Source organism: Enterococcus sp. R12 (genome assembly GCF_058135755.1).
In genome coordinates this window covers 2718715-2739246 of record NZ_CM176874.1, presented here as the reverse complement: position 1 = coordinate 2739246, position 20532 = coordinate 2718715, and the positions used below count along the sequence as shown (strand labels likewise).

Here is a 20532-nt window from a genome sequence, read left to right as displayed (position 1 = left end):
CAATGAAGATTGAAAAAATTGAACGCATCGCCTGTCGCTTGCCCCTCAAACAACCCTTTGTGACAAGTTATGGACAATTAACAGAAAAAGCTTTTGATCTTTATTTGGTGACGACAGAGGATAAAACGATGGGCATCGGTGAATTGGTCGCTTTTGAGCAGCCAGATTACATTGAAGAAACCCTCTTTTCTGCTCGACAAGTGATTGAAACAGCACTGATCCCATTATTGATTGACCAAGAGATCGAGCATCCGCAAGAAGTTTGGCAGCTGTTTCAAACGGTCCAAGGAAACTACATGGCAAAATCGGCTTTGGAAACAGCGATTTGGGATCTATATGGCAAGCAAACGCATCAAAGTGTGAAAGAGCTTTATACCGCAACCCGACCGAGTGTCGCTGTTGGCGTTAGTCTTGGCATACAAGACTCTGTCGAAAAACTAGTGGCTCTTGTTGCCGATTATGTCGCCCAAGGGTATCAACGAATCAAATTAAAAATCAAGCCTGGGCAAGATCTGGTACCCTTGCGAGCGATTCGACAAGCCTTTCCAGAATTGCTTTTGATGGCAGATGCAAACGGAGCCTATCAGAGTGAGCCAGAACGCATTTTGGCACTTGATGACTTAGGCTTGGTGATGATCGAGCAACCACTTAAGGTACGAGATCTGGTGGGGCACAGTCAGCTACAGCGGCAGATGAAGACGCCTCTATGTTTGGATGAAGATATTCGAACGGCAGAAGACGTCGATACCGTCGCAGCCCTGGACAGCTGCCGTGCGATCAACCTGAAAATCCCCCGTGTCGGTGGGATCACCGAAGCCTTGCGAATCCTTGATCGATGTCAAACCCATGGGCTACTCGTTTGGTTAGGCGGCATGTTTGAGTCTGGTGTGGGACGAGCCATGAATTTGCAATTTGCGAGTCAAGATATTTTCCATTTTCCTGGGGATCTTTCCGCTTCTGATCGTTACTTTTATGATGATGTCATTACACAGCCTGCAACTTTGCATGAAGGCAAGCTGCTGGTACCTGATGGAAAGGGCTTTGGCATCACGTTAGCAGAAACAAAGCTAAGTCAGTATGGGCAACCTAAAGAATGCATCTACTCAAGAAAACGATCAGCGAAAGAATAACATCAGCAAAGAAAAAACAGCGAAAGCAAAAGAAATGGCCAGCAGGGAAATCTGCTGGCCGTTTCTTTTGCTTTATTCTGCGTTTTTGAATTCTTTTTCAATTTGTAGTCGTTGGACTTTCATGGTTGCTGTTCGTGGGATATCTTCGTAGTCGCGTAAAATTGGCTGATTGAGGTGAGGGAGATCTTCCACCATTTTCCACCAAGCATCCCAATCCATTTGACGATTTGGTGCTAAAGCAATGATTGGTTGCGGTGAGTTTTCTTTGTCGCGAACGATCACGACTTCGGCAAGGAAGTCTAAATGATCCAGCAAAAGGTCTTCCAAGGCAAGATTGCTTTCAATATTTTTGATCAAGTCCACTTGACGGTCTTTTAAGTAAAGATGTCCCTGATCATCCATCATGCCGTAATCACCACTGTCCCACCAAGCGCCATAGACATTGTCAGCAAAACGCTGATCTTCTTTATAATAGGTCAACGCGCGTCCTTTTGAAAGGAAATGGATGTGCCCATCGGTATTGGCTGGCAGCTCGTTGCCCTCGGCATCGGCGATCCGCGCTCTCGTTAAGTCCTCCAGACCGACACCCATATCACGGGCATCGTTGGTAGTGATGCTTTCTAAGGTATGTGCTTTTAGGATCATTGGCCCGCACTCACTTTGGCCATAGACTTGTAAAAAGAGTGCTTCTTTTGTTACTGAAGTATTTAAAAAAGTCGCCATTGTTTGATTGTTGATAGCATCAAAGGTTGAGTGATAGTAACGAATATTAGCAAAAGCATCTGGTTGTTCTTTTGCCACAAAGCTCCATTGGACAAAATTGTTTGGATGAGTTTCCAAAGCGATCGGTGGGTATTCTTTTAACATGCCTACGACATGAGCACCGTTGGCATTGGCTAATGGCATCATCGGGAAGCCCATCGCCATCAAGGAGGAGATACCGATATTGAAGCGGGAGTGCACCGGTGAAATATGGAACGCAATTAAATCAGAGTCAGCTTTGGTGCGATCGATCTTGGTGAAGATCGTTTTTTGCCATTTTGTCCGCCAGCCCATGGAGTTTGCTGAATGACAAATCAATTTTGGAATACCCGTCGTTCCAGAAGTATGGGTCATATAGGAAATTTGATCCACCGGTAATTCAGTTTGTTCCACTGGTTCCTCTGGTTGTTGTAGCAAATGGCGAACAGCGATCTGTTTGTCAGTACTGCTATTTTTCACTTGTGCGACGCGGCCTTCGGTTTCTTCATCAAATAAGATGTAAGGATCTTCTAAGCGATCCACAAACACTTCGATGGTTTCAGCAGGAAAATGATAGGAGATCATAGCAGGAACGGCACCAAGGTAAGAAGCAGCCGTTGCTAACAAATACGTATCGAATTTTGAAGATTTATACAGAATGATTTTATCTCCGGCTTGCACGCCAAGTGAGGCAAGTTGATAAGCACGCTTTAAAATCATTTCATGGCTCGAACGGTAGGTACTACGATAGCCAAGCTCAGGAAATGCTGGCAACACTTCATCATGGATGATGGGGGTGTCAGGAAACGTCTCAGCAGCTTCGCGATAATTGGTGTATAGATTCAATGGACGATAGTCTAAAATGGACAAATAGAACACTCCTTTAAAAGTTCGTGAAAAACTTCATTTGATTTCTCCATTTTAGCACAGGAATTCCTCGATACAATAGATATTTTGTGTTTTTTATTTATTTCTAAAAAATCATTCGGGCAAAGACTTTCGAAGAATGAATGACTGTGATGTGTTATCATTCATTCCTCGTACTAAGCGGAAAAAGTGCATAATCAACGGGTGTATTTTGCTACAAAATCTTCGATTGGGAGGCGAAAGTCTAAATAGCGTGCTTTTAATTCTGCACGATTCCAATTCCACCAAGCGATTTCTTGCAAAGCAGTGATCGTTTCTGGATCAAAGCGGTATTTGATCACTTTTGCTGGAACCCCGCCGACGATCGCATAAGGCGGCACATCTTTGGTTACGACTGCGTTTGAGGCGATCACGGCACCATCACCGACGGTCAAACCAGATTGGATCACGGCACCGTGGCCGATCCAGACATCATTGCCAATGACGGTCGTTTTTGCTTTGCGTTTTTCTAAGAAGGACTCGTCCTTTGGCGCAAATCCATAGCCTTCGCCATTATAGGCAAAAAGATGCTGACTAGGGCGTTCATAGGGATGATTGGTAGGGCCGATGCGGACCATCGCTGCGATACTGATAAAACGTCCTAATTGGCTGTTCTGAATAAAGCAATATTGCCCCGTATAGGTATAATTGCCGATGGAAGAATGATCAATGTGATTGGCTTCGCCAATTTCGACATAGTCTCCTAAAGTTGTGTCTTGAAGCTGCGAGTCTTTGCCAACGATCGGCTGTTCATCTGGAAAATTTGTGATCGATAGGTGCATAGAAATCATCCTCTCTTGCGTATTGCTATCATTTTACCGCACTTTTTTGTACTATTTGACTAATACGCACTAAAGACAAAAGGAGGTCTGCTTTATGGAGACGATTTATCAGTTAGATAAGATGACCGAAACGATAGCTAAGCGAGCAATCAAAAAAGGATACTCGTTAAAAGATCAAGCGGCCCCAGAGGCGCTGTTTGTGCGCAGTTCAACGGTTCCTAACGAATTGATCACACCAGAATTAGCTGTGATCGCTCGCTCAGGAACAGGCACCAATACGATCGATTTGGCACGGTGTACTCAAAATGGCACAGTAGTTTTCAATAGTCCTGGTGTCAATGCCAATGCAGTCAAAGAGTTGGTGCTATCCAATTTATTTCTCAGCGTCCGCCCCTTATTCAAAGCGATCCAGACGGTAGCCGATTTGCAAGAAGAACTAACGTCCGGTCAAATTGAAGCAGAAGAGGTGTTGAAGGTAGCTGAAGAACGGCGAAAAGAAGTGATTGGCGAAGAATTAGCTGGAAAAACCATCGGTATTTTAGGGTTAGGAGAGATCGGTGAACGGGTGGCAAAAGCCTGTCATCAGCTAGGGATGGAGGTTTTGGGCTATGCCCGAACGAAGAAAGCAGCACACGATTACGAGCAAGTCAGTGACCTGCAAATGCTGTTGACCGAATCAGATTTTGTGGCGGTCTTGCTCCCTTTAAGTCAAGAGACCAAAGGCATGCTGAATCGACAAACGATTCAACAGATGAAAAAAAATGCAGTGTTGATGAATTTTGGTCGCGGGGAAATCGTGGAAGAAGCAGCCGTCTTAGAAGCATTAGCCAAAAATCAGCTCAAACAATACATCACTGATTTTCCTAGTGCGGGCTTGATCGGACAACCGAAAGTGTTGTGTTATCCGCATATCGGCGGCAGTACTACCAATGCCTTGGAAAAGGGGGATCACGTAGTTTTTGATCGCATGCATGCCTATTTACGCGCTGGGACGATTCAAGAATCGGTCAATTTCCCCCATGCAGAGTTGCCTTTTTTGGCACCGTATCGCTTAGCGCTGTTTTATCACGACAAGCCTGGTGCTTTTGCCCCATTATTGCGGATCATTTCTGAAGCAGGCGTGGATATCGATAATTTGGCGAGTGAGAGAAAAGCCGGAGTTGCCTATACTTTGATTGATCTTGATGAGACAAATGAAACACTGCTGCAAGATCTACAGCAGCAGATACAGCAAGAAAAAGCGATCATTCGTGCCCGCTTGATCAAAAATTCGCGAACCAGTGAATAGTTGCCACCAACAATGTTTCTTGTTATGATGAAAAAAAAGTAAAGGAAGTTCATCATGACGAATAAGTTTCAAGATAAAAAGAAGGTCGCTTTGCCTCGTTATCAGCAGATTGCCGTAGCGATCGCGGAACGAATCGTTGAAAATCGCTACCAAGTTGGGCAAAAGATCCATGCACGCTCAACATTAGCCAGCAATTTCAATGTCTCTCCTGAAACAGCCCGCAAAGCGATCAATGTATTAGTTGATTTAGAAATCATGGACGTCCGTCATGGCAGCGGCGCTTATATTGCTTCAAAGGAAAAAGCACAGGCCTTTGTGGAACAATACCAAGATGTGCAGTCGATCCAAGAAATTAGACAAGATATTTTAGACAGTGTGGAGCGGCAGCAGCAAGAGCTGGATAATTTTTCTGACTTGTTGAACACGCTAGTGCAGCAAACCAAAAAGGTACACCATATGAGTCCGTTTGTGCCCTTTGAGCTTCAGCTGACGGAACAGGCGCAGCATTTGGAAAAAAGTATCAACGAATTGAATGTTTGGCAGGCCACAGGGGCGACGGTCATCGCGATCCAAACAACCGAAGAATTGCTGTTGTCACCAGGACCTTATGCGAAATTCAGTGCAGGCAATACGATTTATTTTGTCGGGAATGAATTGGCGTTGCAGCGCATGACCAATTTCTTCTATCCAACGGACCATTCAGCGTAATTCTTTTTCCTGATTCCCATGCTTTTTTTGCAAAAGAAAAAGCATGGGGAATTTTTTTTTGACAAAGTGACCACATCTTGTTAAGATAGTATGGTCACTTTCGTGAAATTTTTCAGAAAAAGGAGTATTAATCATTTGAGTAAAGTTAAAGTGGAACACTTAACCAAAATCTTCGGCAAGAAAAAGCAGCAAGCTCTAGCCATGGTCAAAGAACAACGCAGCAAAAACGAGATTTTAGAAAAAACGGGTGCCACCGTCGGGGTCTATGATGTGAACTTTGAAGTCAACGAAGGCGAGATTTTCGTCATCATGGGCCTTTCTGGAAGCGGGAAGTCAACATTGATTCGACTATTGAATCGATTGATCGAGCCGTCTGGCGGAGATATTTACATAGATGGCGTGGATGTTGCCAAAATGAGTAAAGAGGAACTACGAGAAGTTCGCCGTCACAAAATCAACATGGTTTTCCAAAGCTTTGGCCTTTTCCCTCATCGGACAATTTTAGAGAACACAGAATACGGACTAGAAGTCCGTGGGGTCTCGAAAGAAGAACGAACAGCGAAAGCGGAAAAAGCGTTAGAAAACTCAGGATTGCTTTCTTTTAAAGACCAATACCCTGACCAGCTGTCTGGAGGGATGCAACAGCGTGTGGGACTTGCCCGTGCGTTAGCCAATGATCCAGAGATCCTCTTGATGGATGAGGCCTTTTCAGCATTAGATCCGCTGATTCGCCGTGAAATGCAAGATGAACTTTTAGAATTGCAAGCCAATGTTCAAAAAACGATTATCTTTATCACCCATGATTTGAACGAGGCCTTGCGGATCGGTGACCGGATCGCTTTAATGAAAGATGGTCAGATCATGCAGATCGGTACAGGAGAAGATATTTTGACGAATCCTGCCAATCAATACGTGCGTGATTTCGTGGAAGATGTCGATCGTTCCAAAGTCTTGACTGCGCAAAACATCATGGTCCCAGCATTGACGACGAACATCGAGATCGATGGACCAAGCGTAGCATTGAACCGGATGCGGAAAGAAGAAGTCAGCATGCTGTTAGCCGTCGACAAACGTCGTCACCTAAAAGGAAGCCTGACAGCCGAGTCTGCTCGTGAGGCACGGAAAAACAATCTGACCTTGAAGGAAGTTATTGATAAAAATGTTAAAAAGATCGATAAAGATATGCTGGTAACGGATATCTTCAATTTGATCTATGATTCGCCTACACCTTTAGCCGTGGTAGAAAACGATCGTTTGATCGGAGTCGTGATCCGCGGAAGTGTGATTGAAGCATTGGCTGAGACTGATTCAGCCGCTCAAGCAGAGGAAGGGGTAGTGACAAATGGATAATTTCTTACAACATACGATTCCGGTGGCTGATTGGGTCGAAAACTTTACTGATTGGCTAACAGGAACTTTCAGTGGATTGTTTTCAGCCTTACAGTCTTTCGGACAATTTATCATGGACGCTATTACAAATGTATTACTGTTTGTACCACCGTTATTAATGATCGTCTTATTGACGGCTGCTGCCTTTTTCGTTTCACGCAAAAAATTCGGCTTGCCAGCCTTTACTTTTGTCGGGTTGCTGTTCATCTATAACCAAGGATTATGGACAGACTTGATGAACACCGTGACGTTGGTCTTGTTGTCGAGTTTGGTTTCGATCATCATTGGGATTCCACTAGGGATCTTAATGGCGAAAAGCGAAAAAGCGCAAAGTATCGTGACGCCGATCTTAGACTTTATGCAAACAATGCCTGGTTTCGTTTATTTGATTCCTGCGGTTGCTTTCTTTGGGATCGGGATGGTTCCTGGGGTCTTTGCCTCAGTGATCTTTGCTCTACCACCAACCGTTCGGATGACGAACTTAGGGATTCGCCAAATTTCTCGTGAATTGGTGGAAGCCTCTGATTCCTTCGGGGGGACTGGCTGGCAAAAACTGATCAAATTAGAATTGCCACTAGCCAAAAGCACTATTTTGGCTGGGGTCAACCAAACCACGATGCTGGCATTATCAATGGTCGTGATTGCGTCAATGATCGGTGCTCCTGGGTTAGGGCGCGGTGTCTTGTCCGCCTTGCAACGAGCACAAGTCGGTAACGGATTTGTCAGTGGGGTATCCTTAGTTATTTTGGCGATCATCATGGATCGCTTTACCCAGAATTTGAATCGTTCGGCACATCAAAAAGCAGCCAGCAAGACAAGTCGCAAACAAAAACGTCTTTTTGGCGGGATTGCTGCAGCGGCAGTCGTTGCTTTGATTGGAGCATCGTTTGCCTTTGGAAATGTTTCTGACAGCAAAGGCACGGTGAACTTGGCGTATGTCGAATGGGATACGGAAGTTGCATCTACCCATGTGGTGGCAGAAGTTTTGTCGCAAATGGGCTACGAAGTCAATACAACGCCTTTGGATAATGCCATCATGTGGGAATCGGTGGCAAAAGGGGAAGTTGACGGGATGGTTGCTGCTTGGCTGCCATCTACGCATCAATCCCAGTATGAACAGTACCAAGACCAAGTTGAAAACTTAGGTCCTAACTTAGAGGGGGCAAAACTGGGGATCGTTGTACCAAGTTATATGGATGTAGATTCCATCGCAGACCTTTCTGACGAAGCTGGAAAAACCATCACTGGTATCGAACCAGGCGCTGGTGTCGTAAATGCAGCGGAAAATACGGTTGCAACGTATGACAACCTTTCCGATTGGAATGTCGCTACCTCTTCTTCAGGAGCGATGACAGTGGCATTAGGCCAAGCCATCAAGAACCAAGATGAGATCGTTATTACTGGCTGGTCTCCACATTGGATGTTTGCGAAATATGATCTGAAATATCTGGATGATCCAGAAGGAACAATGGGTGAAGCAGAAAGCATCAACACTGTTGTACGCCAAGGATTAGCAGATGACATGCCAGAAGTCTACGAAGTACTTGATCGTTTCAACTGGACACAAGAAGACATGGAAGAAGTCATGTTAGCAATCAATGACGGAACGTCAGCCGAAGATGCAGCCAAAGATTGGGTAGCCAATCACCCAGAAGAAGTTGCTGCTTGGACGAACTAACTTCTTTCAAATAAATGTATAAAATCTTCAATCGATTTTAATGTTGAGAAAGCACGCATCCACCTTCGGATGTGTGCTTTTTTTGTTCGTTTATTTGCTGCACAAACTTCAGGTAAAAAGAAAATGAGCAAACAATGGCCGATGATTTTTGACAAGGAATAGCAAAGAATGGCCAGTCAATGGAGTCGCTCGTGTAAGAAAATAGAAAAGCAAGTGTTTCAAAATCTTATAAAAGTTCGTTCATCAACTTATACAAATTCACGGGAACTTCTATAAAATGAGAGAGAAGGAAGTCGAGTGCATAGAGAAGGAATTAGGAGGGATTGGATGACGGCTTATTTATTTTGCCATTTCACCGGCGAGCAAAAAAATGGTGAGCAAGTATACTTTAGTGTGAGCAAGGATGGGTTGACTTTTACAGATTTAAATCAAGGCCATCCCGTTTTGAAAAGTGATCTTGGGGAAAAAGGAGTCAGAGATCCTTTTCTAGTTAAGGGGAAGGACACGTATTATCTCATTGCGACAGATTTGCGTATTGAAAAGGGACTTGGCTGGGCACAGGCTCAAACCAATGGTAGCCGCCAGATGGTTATCTGGTCATCAACGGATCTGGTGTATTGGACAAACCCATGGACCGCAACGATCGCTCCAGAAGATGCCGGTAATTTGTGGGCGCCAGAGGCAATTTATGACGCAGAAAAAGAGACATTTTTTGTCTATTTTGCTGCAAATGTCAGTGGAAAACATAAGATTTATTCTGTTTCTACCAAGGATTTTCAGACGTTTACTGAGCCAGTGCTATTTATTGAAAAAACGATGGATGTGATCGATACAACGATTGTTTTTAGTCAGGGGTATTATTATCGTTTTACAAAAAACGAAGAAAATAGTCGCATTTTTTTAGATCGAAGTCAACAGCTGACAGGAGACTATCAGGAAGTAGCTTCTGAATATCTCGCTCAATTAGAAGGGGTTGAAGGACCGCAATTGTACCAATTACCTGATGGCAAATGGGCGCTGATCGCAGATCACTTTAAAAAAGGCACCGGATATGGGATCGCAGTAAGTGATGATCTCGCAACAGGCGTTTTCGAACCTGTTTCTGCCTTTGACTTCGGTCAATCTATCAAGCGCCATGGTGGAGTGATCACGATCACAGATGATGAGTATCAACGGTTACTGACCTATTATCAACAGAAAAACCCGGTTTTAGATGGTCTTTATGCAGACCCTGATTTGGTGTCATTTAACAGGAAATTTTACTTATATCCAACATCAGATGGTTTTACCGATTGGTCTGGGACAAGCTTTTCGATATTCGAATCAGAAGATCTTACTCAGTGGACAAATAAAGGAACGATCCTTGATCTAGCATCCTCGCAAGTGAAATGGACGATCGGTGGTGCGTGGGCACCCTGTACAGCAGAAAAAGAAGGAACGTTTTATTTTTACTTTACTGGAAAAATGGCGGATGGACGCTCAGGAATCGGTGTCGCTTATGCGGATCATCCAACAGGTCCCTTTATTGCAGATGAGAAACCGCTTTTGAGTCCTGACCTTATCGATGACTATGGGTTAAACATGAGTCAAGTCATTGATCCATCTGTTTACGTAGAAGCTGGAAAGTACTATCTATTGTTTGGCAATTCTGCGGGAGGAACGGCTGCGATCGTAGCGTTGGGAGATGACATGCGAACAGTCAAACTTGATACGCTAGCAGAATATCAAGGGCTGGAAGATTTTCGAGAAGCCATTACCGTTTTGAAAAAAGATGATTTGTATCATTTTACTTGGTCGGGAGAAGATACCCGCAGCGAAGACTATCATGTGAATTATGGTACCTCCTCTTCATTGTATGGACCGATTCACTATCATTATCCTGTCTTACAAAAAAATGTTGAAAAAGGCATTTTTGGAACCGGTCATCACAGTATTTTAGAGTATTCTGATAGGTATTATATTGCTTATCACAGCTTTGCTGTTCCACTTAGTAAGTATCCAGAAGAAGCCCGCGGATTTCATCGACAGGTTCGCATTTCCCCATTAGATTTTGACGAAGCAGGCTATATGAAGCAAGTAATCGTATAAGAAAAAGGGTGCAGCGATGCATCCTTTTTTGTCTGCAAATTCAGTTAGTTTCTTTTACGAACGTTAGAAGGAGCAAGATGATAATGCTTTTTAAATAGTTTACTAAAATAAAAAGGATCATGATAACCTACTTTTTCTGCGATTTCTTTGATGGTCAAATTGGTATGAAGCAACAGCTCATAGGCATGTTTGAGCCGAATCTCGATCAAATATTTAATCGGACTACGACCAGTGATTTTCCGAAAGACTTTTGAAAGTTGGGCAGGACTAATATAAAGCATGTCTGCTAGCATTTCCAATGTGATGTCTTCTTGGTGATGATTCTCCAAATAATAAATCGTATGGTTCACTAGCGTTTGTTTTTGTTTATCTTTTTCAGAGATCACTGCCAGGCAATTGTTTGGATCGGAGGGCGTCAAACTTCTTAAAATCAAAGCTAGCATTTCGAGAATGATTCCTTTGCCCATCAAATCGTGATGAAGGTTATGGCTATTGAACTCCTGGGTCAGCTGCCAAGCTTTTTTGAAAAACGCTTCTTGATAAATTCCCAAGTCTAGTAGGGGATTTTCATTTGGAAAGGTATTAAAAGGAAGTCCTTCGATCAGAATATTGGAAAGGCCGATATGAAGTTCATGGGATTCCATCCCAGCCGGATGGATTTCGGTATGAGGAAGACCAGGGTTAAAAAGGAGGGCATCTCCAGTAAATAACCTTGTGCGGGTCTCATTAAATTCGTAATCAACGGTTCCTTCTAATACGATGCTGATCTCAATGAAATCATGATGGTGGTAGCCCCGAAGATTTTTCTTTTTATTCCAAAAGTCAACGACATAAATAATTTCAGGATTAAATATATTCGAATGGATGTGGTACATAGTTCCCTCCTATTACCTACGAAAAGGTAGGCGCTTTTTTTCTTCATATCATATAATACATGAAAATGAATCGGATAGACTATGTTCTTCATTAAATGTTTTAGTAAAATTAAGTGAAAGAAAGCGATTTCTTTACTTGAGTATTGGTAAAAGGGAGGTTAGGGATTAAATGGAAAAACGTTTTTTGAATGAATGGCGATTCTCAAAACAAGAAGAAAAAGAAGCATGGAAAAAAGATTTTGATGATTCTACTTGGGAAAAGATAACGATTCCTCATGATTGGGGTGTCTCTTATCCCTTTGAAAAACACTTTTCCAGCGGAACAGGGTATCTACCCGGAGGGATAGGTTGGTATCGAACCAAGCAGTCGCTGCAAGCGTTGGGTGACCTTACGAATAAAGTCGTAAAAATTCATTTTGAAGGTGTTTATAAAAACGCTCGGGTTTGGATCAATGGCTATCATATGGGGATGAGACCTTCAGGATATGCTTCATTTTATTATGATTTGACAGAGATTTTAACTTACAATTCGGATGATAGCTTGCTTATTAGTGTCCGTGTCGAGCACACGGATTTGGCAGATTCAAGATGGTATAACGGAAATGGAATCACGCGTCCTGTTTCTCTTGAAATTCATGATTCTATTTATATCGACGAATACGGAACGAGTTTTTCAACCCCGTGTGTTACAGACCAGCAAGCAGAGCTAGTGATTGAACATCGGCTAGTAAATACCTTAAAACAAGACCGTGTTGTTAGGATCGAACAAATGCTGGAAAGCTTACAAACGGAAAAAGTGATGAACATAAGTCAGGAAATCCAACTTAACGCAGGGGAACGCCGCACAGTCACATTGAAGGCAAAAATTGAAAAGCCAGAGCTATGGTCACCTGAAGTGCCGAATCTTTATCAGCTACGAACAAAGCTGAGCTATCAAGAAGAATCCTTGAAGGAAAATGAGAGCGTATACAACGAGTATGTCGGGATCAGATCCTTTCAATTTGATGCCAATGAGGGTTTTTCTTTAAATGGGCAGCAGCTGAAAATCAAAGGTGTTTGCTTGCACGAAGATGCGGGCTCTTTCGGTACAGCTGTTCCGATGGAGGTATGGGTACGGCGTTTAATAAAGTTAAAAGAGATGGGGGCAAATGCTATACGAATGGCACACAATCCTCATTCGTTTGCTTTGTATCGTTTATGCGACACCATGGGATTTTTAGTCTTTGATGAAGCATTTGATGAATGGGAAAATCCTAAAAATAAATGGTGGCAAGGTCATAATGTGTATCCACCCAAGTTAGAAGGAGCAGCAGAACATTTTCCAACTTGGTATGAAAAAGATTTGGAAAACATGATTTTACGCAATCGAAACCATCCATCGATCATTGCTTGGAGCATTGGCAATGAGATTGATTATCCCAATGATCCATATGCTAGTCCATTGTTTGCTGAAATGACAGGGAATAATGACAATAGCAAACCTGAAGCTGAGCGTATCTATAATCCACATCGCCCTGATATGAGAAGGTTACGCACGATAGCCGAAAAGCTGGTCCGTTTGAGCAAAACACTTGATCCGATTCGACCAGTTACCTTGGCAGCAGCTTTTCCAGAATTATCTACGAAAATTGGCTTGATCGATCACTTGGATGTCGTTGGCTATAACTACAAAGAACATCTATACGAAGAGGATCATCGCAAATTCCCAGATAAACCTTTTATTGGGAGTGAGAACAGTCACGGGTTTAAAGAATGGCAAACGGCAAACACTCTTCCGTATATCGCTGGACAATTTTTATGGACGGGCATTGATTATTTAGGGGAAGCCCATGGCTGGCCAATTCACGGATCTGGGGCAGGCTTATTGACATTGGCTGGTATTGAAAAGCCTAGTTATTACAAGAGAAAGAGCTGGTGGAGTCAAGAACCGACTGTTTATTTGACAACGATTCCTTACGAGAAAAACAAACGAAGAGCAGAATGGGAAGCCACCTATCGAAAATGGTCTTACCCAGCTGAGCAAGAAATTGAAGTAAGGTGTTATACAAATGCAAAAGAGATTCGATTGAAGGTTGGCAACTTGGAAGTACCCGATGTTCGTTATGATGATACCTTTGGTTATTATGTTGCACGGATCAACTATCAGCCAAAAACCTTGTCGGTGGAAGCGGTATTTGAAGAAACGATTCTGCATGATGAAATAAGACCCGAAGCAGCGCCAACTGCTTTGGTAGCTATGAACTATGAAATTCCTCAAAGATGGCGGGAGAAATTGGCTGCTACCGATTTAACACTAAATAAGAACCTTCATCAAATCGAATGCCAAGTCTTGGATTATGCCGAAAATCCGATAGCAGCAGAAGTAATGGTCTATTTAGAAGTCGAAAATGGGACATTACTAGGTTTGGAGAATGGTGATTTAGCAGATACTACCGCTTATACAGAGTCATTCCGTCGAACGATGCAAGGAAAGTTGCTTTGCTTTGTAGCAGGAGCGCGCAAGAAAGAGACAGTTGTGACGCTGCGCTCACCTGGACTACCAGATACACGATTGATTCTAAAGAATAGAGAGGGAAGTACATGATAAAAAAGCGGACACTTCTTATTCCTTTGGTCTTATTGAGTATACTGACAGCGTGTGGAACGGTCGAGGAAAATACACAGAAAGAAAAAGAGCCAGAGACAGATGAAGTCATTGAAACGGCGACGATCACCTTAAATACGGCAGAAACCTATCAGACAATTGAAAGCTTTGGCGCAAGTGGAGCTTGGTGGAGTCAAGATGTCGGTGGCTGGATCGAAGAAGAAACAGCAGAACTTTCGAAGCGAGAATATATCGCAGAATTATTATTTGATCCGCTTGAAGGGATTGGCTTGACGTCTTATCGCTACAACTTAGGCGCCGGAAGTACGTTACAAAATAGTCCTCGCATTGAAGATCCCTGGCGACGAGCAGAAAGTTTTGAAGAAGGACCCGAAGTCTATGATTGGTCGAAGGATGAAAATGCACGATGGATGCTGAAAACAGCGGTTGATTATGGAATTGATGATATCTATTTATTCGTCAATAGCCCATTGACGAGGTTAACGAAAAATGGTTCTGCATATGGTGATCAGCTGGAAGAAAAACGCAGTAATCTAGCTCCTGAGAATTATCAAGCATTTGCCAACTACGTCTATGATGTAACGGAACACTTCTTAAAAGAAGGCATTCCCGTCACGCATGTGTCGCCAATCAATGAACCACAATGGGATTGGACTGGTGGCCAGGAGGGAACCTACTACGATCCAGCTGAAGTAGTCGCACTCTTAGAGGTATTTATTGAAGAAAAACAAAAAAGACCAGAGTTGAAACAAATAGCGCTATCGATGCCTGAATTAGGAGAATGGGCAAACACCAGCAAGGAATATTTCGAAGCAATCATCGAAAATGATACATTGATGAATTACTTTGACACGTGGGAAGTCCATTCATATTGGACGACTTACGTCGAGAAAATGAATTTTAAAGAGTGGTTAGACGAAAAGGAAATCGATGTTACCTTAAAAATGTCTGAGTGGACAGAAATGATCAATGGTCGCGACTACACTATGGACTCTGCCCTAAACTTAGCCAACGAGATGCACGATGATTTAACGATCCTTGATGTGGTTGCTTGGCAATATTGGATCGCAGTCAGTAGTTACGATTATCGAGATGGTCTGATTTATGTAAATTTGGGTTCAAAAGAAATTATTCCGACAAAAAGACTTTGGGGGATGGGAAATTTCAGCAAGTTTATTCGACCAGGGTACACGAGAGTTTCCGCAATCAGCGACGACAAAGAGGTGAATGTTGTAAGCTTTTTGGGGAAAAATGAAGCAAACGAAGAAGAACTTATTACAGTGCTTATCAATAATAGTTTTCAGGAAAAAGAGATTGCTCTTCAAGGCGTCGGATTTGACGAAATCATCAGCTATACGACAGATAGTGAGTCTGATTTAAAAGAGAGCATCGCTTCTCAGGCTCTGACAATCCCTCGGCAATCGATCGTTACCTTGAAGAGCGTTACAACGAATGAATAAGAAAAGGGGAAATGGCTATGAACTTTGGGAAAATTGCTAAAACATCTTTATTGGCGTCTTCAGTAGTCTTATTTGCTGCTTGTGGGCAAGAAAACAACAATAACGATTCGGATGGAGAAATCACGACGATCCAGTTTTATACGTGGGGAGGTGAAGGTGACCTTCCCATCTATGAGCCACGTATCAAAGCCTTTGAGGAAGCGAATCCTGACATAAAAGTAGACTTCGTTCAAGTGCCAAGTGATTATGACACCAAACTGCAAACAATGTATGCCGGAAATGAAGCACCTGACGTTGTCCAAGTGGCAGAAAATGGGCAAAACTTTGCTTCTAAGGGATTATTTATTGATCTTTCAGACTATATTGCGGAATCATCGATTGACGTAGAAAGCAATTGGGGGGATGCAATGACCCAATATACCTATGATGGCCAACCATTTGGTTTGCCGGATAGAGGGGGCCCAGAAATTCTTTACTACAATAAAGACTTATTTGATGAAGCAGGGATCGAATACCCGACGAATGATTGGACGATTGAAGAATACACAGCTGCTGCCGAAAAATTAACAAAAATAGAAAACGGCGAAACGGTTCAGTATGGTGCTAGTGGAATGGATTGGGTGCCAAACTGGGGAGTATTTATCAAGTCCAATGGCGGTTCCCTTGTGGAAGATAACGAGGTTGTGATCAATTCTCCCGAAAACTTAGAAGTTCTTACTTGGTTTAATAATCTATACCAAGACGGTTATGTTGGCACATATGAATTTTATGAGTCTGTTGCGCAGTCTGGTGCGGATTCAATGTTCTCACAAGGTAGAATTGGTATGTTGACGACAGGATTTTGGAATATTGGCAACTTCACACAACTGGATGATTTAAATTTTGATATTGCACCGATGCCTTTTTTCAATGAAAAAGTTACGTGGCCTTTCGGAAGTGCCTTAGCGATTTCTAAGCAATCAACCAAACAAGATGCCGCCTTTCGATTCATTGAATATATGACGAGCGAAGAAGCACAAAAAATTCTTGGTGAAAGTTTAGTGGATTCTCCTGCCAATATCAAAGTATTGAACTCTGAAGAATTTACCAATAGACAAGTAAATGGGAAAGATCTTCGCTTGGACGTCGTAGGAATCTCGACAGAACGTGTTGTGATCGATGGTATTTTCGAAGGTCCTTACTACGGAGAACTGACCGGAGAGTTCAGCAATCAAGTAAAAGAAATGCTCCTTGGCCGTTTAACACCAGAAGAAGCGCTTGAGAAAATGCAAGAATCTGGCGAAAAAATCATGGAACAATATTAATTCAGAAAAAGGATAGCTTAGGGAAGAAAAATTTTCTTCCTTAAGCACCTTAGTTAAGGAGGGTTTCCTATTGGATCGTTCAGCGACACAACTTCAACTAAATCAAAAAAAGCGTAAGCGGACTCAGTCCCGCTGGTTTTTTGCCTTTGTTTCACCTTGGATCATTGGGTTTGTTTGTTTTACCATTGGACCAATGATTTTTTCGATCATCATGAGTTTTACTGATTGGGATATGTTTTCGGAATTTAATTTTATTGGGTTTGATAACTACCTGCGTCTTTTTAAGGATGATATTTTTTTAAAAGCTTTAGCAAATACGTTTCAATATACCTTGATCAGTGTGCCAATCAATTTATTACTTTCATTAGGTATGGCTTATTTATTGAGCTTTCATTTGAAAGGGATGCGTGTTTTTCGTACCATCTATTACTTACCCTCCATTGTACCAATCGTTGCGAGCACGATGCTGTTTACCCGTCTGCTTTCTTCCAAAGGATTAGTCAACCAGGCATTAGCCTTATTTGGTATCGACGGACCAGTTTGGCTGTTGAGTAAGGACCATGTGCTTTGGAGCTTCGTATTCCTTTCTCTATGGGGCGTCGGTGGAACAATGATCTTGATGCTGTCTGCCATCAATAGTGTGGGGGAAGAAATGTATGAATCGGCACTTCTTGATGGTGCATCCAGATTCAGAATGTTTATTAGTATAACCATTCCCCAAATTTCGCCGATTTTATTTTTCAACCTGATAACCGGAGTTATCGGGTCCCTTCAGACCTTTACTCAAGTGTATATGATGACCGGTGGTGGTCCTGATTATGCCAGCGAAATGATCGTTCCCTACCTTTATCGAAATGCCTTTTCATTCTATCGGATGGGCTATGCCTCGGCAATGGCATGGGTGTTGTTTATGATCGTGATGGTCTTATCCTTGATCGTGCTGAAGAGCTCAAGCTTATGGGTATTTTATGAAGAGGAGGTGAAGTAAGTGTTAGATAAAAATCTATCCAAAGTATCTAAATTATTGATCTATCTGACCTTGGTTTTGTTTGCGGGAATTTTGATCATTCCATTCGTTTATATGATTTCGATTGCACTAGCTTCGCCAGAGTCAAATATCAAAGAACAGTTTACTTTACTGCCAACGGAATTCTATTTGTCCAATTTCACCAATTTGTTTAGAGATTCCTTTTCAGGAGAGCGACCAATCTTGTTGTGGTTTTTCAACACGATGCTGATCGTCGTTCTCAGCATTGTTGGACAAATTATTTCTTCGACACTGGTTGCTTTTGGCTTTGCCCGAATGAAGTATAAACATAAAAACAAATTGTTTCTATTGGTATTAGGAACAATGATGTTACCAGGTCAAATCACCTTGATTCCTGTGTTTTTGATTTTTAGAAACTTAGGTCTTTATAACACTCTTTGGCCACTGATCATCCCGCAATTCTTTGGCTCTGCCTATAATATCTTTTTTACTCGCCAATTTATTACGGCGATTCCGGGAAACTTATTTGAAGCAGCAGAAATGGATGGTTTAGGACCATTTAGATCCTTTACCAAAATAGTCTTACCGTTGATCAAACCAGCGATGGCTGCTATTGCTATTTTTACCTTTAACTTTGCTTGGAGCGACATCATGGGTCCTTTGATCTATGTATCAGATACGAGCAAAATGACCTTAGCTTTAGGCGCACAATCAATGTCCGCCACCTCCAATCCAGCGGGTACCGTCAATATGTCAATGTTGATGGTAATGTCATTGCTGCTGACACTTCCACAGATCATTATCTATTTCTTAGGACAAAAATATTTATTCCAAATCAATTTGGGGATTGGCAATAGCGGGACAAAATAAGGTGAAGAGCTTATGGAAAAAACTGACGATCTCATATAGAAAAATAGGGTTATAAGGAGCGACAGATGAAAAAAAATGTTCGACAATCGGAGATTAATCAAAAAGATAGCTACAAACTGTTTCATCATCTATCTTATTTAAACTATATTATCTATACTTTTCTAGGTACGCTGCTGTTTTGGTTGTTCAATGTACCCCTTCTTTTTTTATTGCTAACAATGGAAATCAAACTTAGCACCTTACCATTGTTTCTCCTGTCCTTCTTGCCAGTAGCACCAGCTTTTACAGCGTTACTCATCTATTTGAAAGAAGCAAAGGAGAAAGATGGTACCCCAAAAGTGTTTTTATTGGCCTATCGCAGGAAATTTAAGCGTAGTCTTCTAGGGTGGCTTCCTGTTTTAGTCGTTATTGGGTTATGTAGTGCAAATTTATTGTTACTGAGGGTCACGATCCAAATCACTGAATTGAAATGGTTAAATCTGTTTCTGCTGATCGTCGCCTTGACGTTTGCGATCAACTATTTTTTAGTGGTCGCAACGGCACCGTCTCTTTCAATCAAGGAAGCTCTTTTGCTTAATCTCCAATTATTTATTTTGAAATCCAGCCGATATATGCTAAGTTTTATGATCATCATTAGTAGTTGGCTGCTGTTAGCCTTGGTTCCAATTTATCTGGCATTATTTGGGGTAGGGCTGATTGGCATCTTATTATTACTGAACTTTGCGCCAGTCATGGAGTTTGCGCGAAAGCATTCGGTTCGTTGAGCAACAAAAAATCACCTGATCATGGAGCAACCTCGAACAGTTAGACCAAAATTCTAACGAGTCGAGGTCGCTTCAGTGCGTGTTTTATCAGGTGTTTTTAGGTTAAGCAAAACGATGAAAAATCGGTTGCATCTGTTCAAACGTACAGAGCTTAGTAAATCCTAATGACCGTAAAAGATCTTGTCCCTCTTTGATTTGAAACCCGAGCTGCTCTGGTTTATGACTGTCGCTGCCGATGGTTATCACGCTTCCCCCCAAGTCACGATAAAGCTTGAGGATCTCGATCGATGGCGTATACCCGTTGATTCCGTAACGGTGGGAAGAGGTATTCAGTTCAATGCCTTTGCCATTTTTGATCACGACTTTCAAGATCTCTGCGATTTGTTCTTTCGTTTGTTCAAAAGCGTCCTTCTCTTTATCTAAATAACGACGAATCAAATCCATATGGGCTAAGACGGAATACTCTTTATATGTCGTGACTAGCTGATACATTTCATCATAATAGTGCTCGTAGCATTCCTGTTGGCTGCGTCCTTTTTGAAATTCTCCAGTCCAAAATTCTTGATCGTCTACCTGATGAACGGAAAGCAAAATGAAGTCAAAGGGATGCGAATGATAAAGACGGGTAAATTGTGGGATCGTGTGCATTTGTATCCCAAATTCCAGCCCAGTTTTTAGCTTGATTTGGTCACTGTATGTTTCTTTTAAGCGTGCCAGTTCGTTAAAATACAAGTCGTAGTAGACATTTTTTACAACTTTATTGGCCCCGACGAGGTACGTATCCGTCGCTTGCCAGTCTTCTTTGACTCCATAATCCACATGATCGGTAAAGCAGATTTCTGCTAAGCCTAGTTTAATGGCGTCTTTGACTACATCTTCCATCAAATACCAAGAATCATCGCTGTAATCACTATGGACGTGATAGTCTGTAAAAATCATGGCGTCTCCTTTTGTTT

At 42.3% G+C, this 20532-nt stretch carries 16 protein-coding genes; 12 read left to right on the top strand and 4 right to left on the bottom strand.

The features are described from left to right. Positions 1–2 precede the first annotated feature (2 nt). Positions 3–1130, top strand: a complete 1128-nt coding sequence (gene menC / locus ACTW1R_RS12710; protein ID WP_060792820.1) for an o-succinylbenzoate synthase — start codon at positions 3–5, stop codon at positions 1128–1130. Positions 1131–1202: 72 nt separating this feature from the next. Here the strand turns inward: menC and ACTW1R_RS12705 are convergent, their stop codons facing one another. Together ACTW1R_RS12705 and ACTW1R_RS12700 are read right to left on the bottom strand one after the other, a co-directional pair. After that, on the bottom strand, positions 1203–2741 hold the full coding sequence (locus ACTW1R_RS12705) for an AMP-binding protein (protein WP_271813997.1): 1539 nt from the start codon (positions 2739–2741) through the stop codon (positions 1203–1205). Between the two features lie 194 nt (positions 2742–2935). Then, positions 2936–3559, bottom strand: a complete 624-nt coding sequence (locus ACTW1R_RS12700) for a DapH/DapD/GlmU-related protein (protein ID WP_015510201.1) — start codon at positions 3557–3559, stop codon at positions 2936–2938. Between the two features lie 94 nt (positions 3560–3653). On the opposite strand from ACTW1R_RS12700, the gene ACTW1R_RS12695 reads away from it, so the two are divergent. From ACTW1R_RS12695 to ACTW1R_RS12675, 5 genes are all read left to right on the top strand, one after another. After that, positions 3654–4847: an NAD(P)-dependent oxidoreductase gene (locus ACTW1R_RS12695; protein ID WP_270289839.1), complete on the top strand. Its 1194-nt coding sequence runs from the start codon at positions 3654–3656 to the stop codon at positions 4845–4847. 54 nt (positions 4848–4901) lie between these two features. Further along, on the top strand, positions 4902–5555 hold the full coding sequence (locus ACTW1R_RS12690) for a GntR family transcriptional regulator (RefSeq protein WP_074535519.1): 654 nt from the start codon (positions 4902–4904) through the stop codon (positions 5553–5555). A 135-nt stretch (positions 5556–5690) separates the two neighbouring features. Beyond that, positions 5691–6905 carry a quaternary amine ABC transporter ATP-binding protein gene (locus ACTW1R_RS12685; protein WP_005228609.1) on the top strand — a complete coding sequence of 405 codons (1215 nt, stop codon included), beginning with the start codon at positions 5691–5693 and terminating at the stop codon, positions 6903–6905. Beyond that, positions 6898–8622 (top strand): ABC transporter permease/substrate binding protein, encoded by a 1725-nt coding sequence (locus ACTW1R_RS12680; RefSeq protein ID WP_005228611.1) that lies wholly within the window; start codon positions 6898–6900, stop codon positions 8620–8622. Before ACTW1R_RS12685 ends, ACTW1R_RS12680 begins: the two co-directional genes overlap by 8 nt. Before the next feature lie 327 nt (positions 8623–8949). After that, the gene (locus ACTW1R_RS12675; RefSeq protein ID WP_271814000.1) at positions 8950–10710 is read left to right on the top strand and encodes a glycoside hydrolase family 43 protein; all 1761 of its coding nucleotides are present in this window, start codon (positions 8950–8952) and stop codon (positions 10708–10710) included. Between the two features lie 44 nt (positions 10711–10754). Here ACTW1R_RS12675 and ACTW1R_RS12670 read toward each other — a convergent pair whose 3' ends face one another. Next, positions 10755–11585, bottom strand: coding sequence for a helix-turn-helix transcriptional regulator (locus ACTW1R_RS12670; RefSeq protein WP_087627855.1), 831 nt, complete (start codon positions 11583–11585; stop codon positions 10755–10757). Positions 11586–11754: 169 nt separating this feature from the next. Between ACTW1R_RS12670 and ACTW1R_RS12665 the strand changes: the two genes are divergently transcribed. The 6 genes from ACTW1R_RS12665 to ACTW1R_RS12640 all read left to right on the top strand — a co-directional run bounded on the left by ACTW1R_RS12665 (position 11755) and on the right by ACTW1R_RS12640 (position 19576). Beyond that, positions 11755–14169: a glycoside hydrolase family 2 TIM barrel-domain containing protein gene (locus ACTW1R_RS12665; protein ID WP_271814001.1), complete on the top strand. Its 2415-nt coding sequence runs from the start codon at positions 11755–11757 to the stop codon at positions 14167–14169. Beyond that, on the top strand, positions 14166–15650 hold the full coding sequence (locus ACTW1R_RS12660; RefSeq protein ID WP_271814002.1) for a glycoside hydrolase family 30 protein: 1485 nt from the start codon (positions 14166–14168) through the stop codon (positions 15648–15650). The genes ACTW1R_RS12665 and ACTW1R_RS12660 overlap by 4 nt, the downstream gene beginning before the upstream one ends. A 17-nt stretch (positions 15651–15667) precedes the next feature. Beyond that, complete coding sequence (locus ACTW1R_RS12655; RefSeq protein ID WP_223597542.1) at positions 15668–16954, top strand: ABC transporter substrate-binding protein; 1287 nt, start codon at positions 15668–15670, stop codon at positions 16952–16954. Between the two features lie 70 nt (positions 16955–17024). Continuing rightward, positions 17025–17942 (top strand): carbohydrate ABC transporter permease, encoded by a 918-nt coding sequence (locus tag ACTW1R_RS12650; RefSeq protein WP_223597543.1) that lies wholly within the window; start codon positions 17025–17027, stop codon positions 17940–17942. Further along, positions 17943–18812, top strand: a complete 870-nt coding sequence (locus tag ACTW1R_RS12645) for a carbohydrate ABC transporter permease (RefSeq protein ID WP_087627851.1) — start codon at positions 17943–17945, stop codon at positions 18810–18812. It begins immediately after the preceding gene. A 65-nt stretch (positions 18813–18877) separates the two neighbouring features. Next, positions 18878–19576, top strand: a complete 699-nt coding sequence (locus ACTW1R_RS12640; RefSeq protein ID WP_271814004.1) for a YesL family protein — start codon at positions 18878–18880, stop codon at positions 19574–19576. Between the two features lie 102 nt (positions 19577–19678). Here the strand turns inward: ACTW1R_RS12640 and ACTW1R_RS12635 are convergent, their stop codons facing one another. Then, positions 19679–20515, bottom strand: a complete 837-nt coding sequence (locus ACTW1R_RS12635) for a histidinol-phosphatase HisJ family protein (protein WP_375826509.1) — start codon at positions 20513–20515, stop codon at positions 19679–19681. Between the last annotated feature and the right edge of the window lie 17 nt (positions 20516–20532).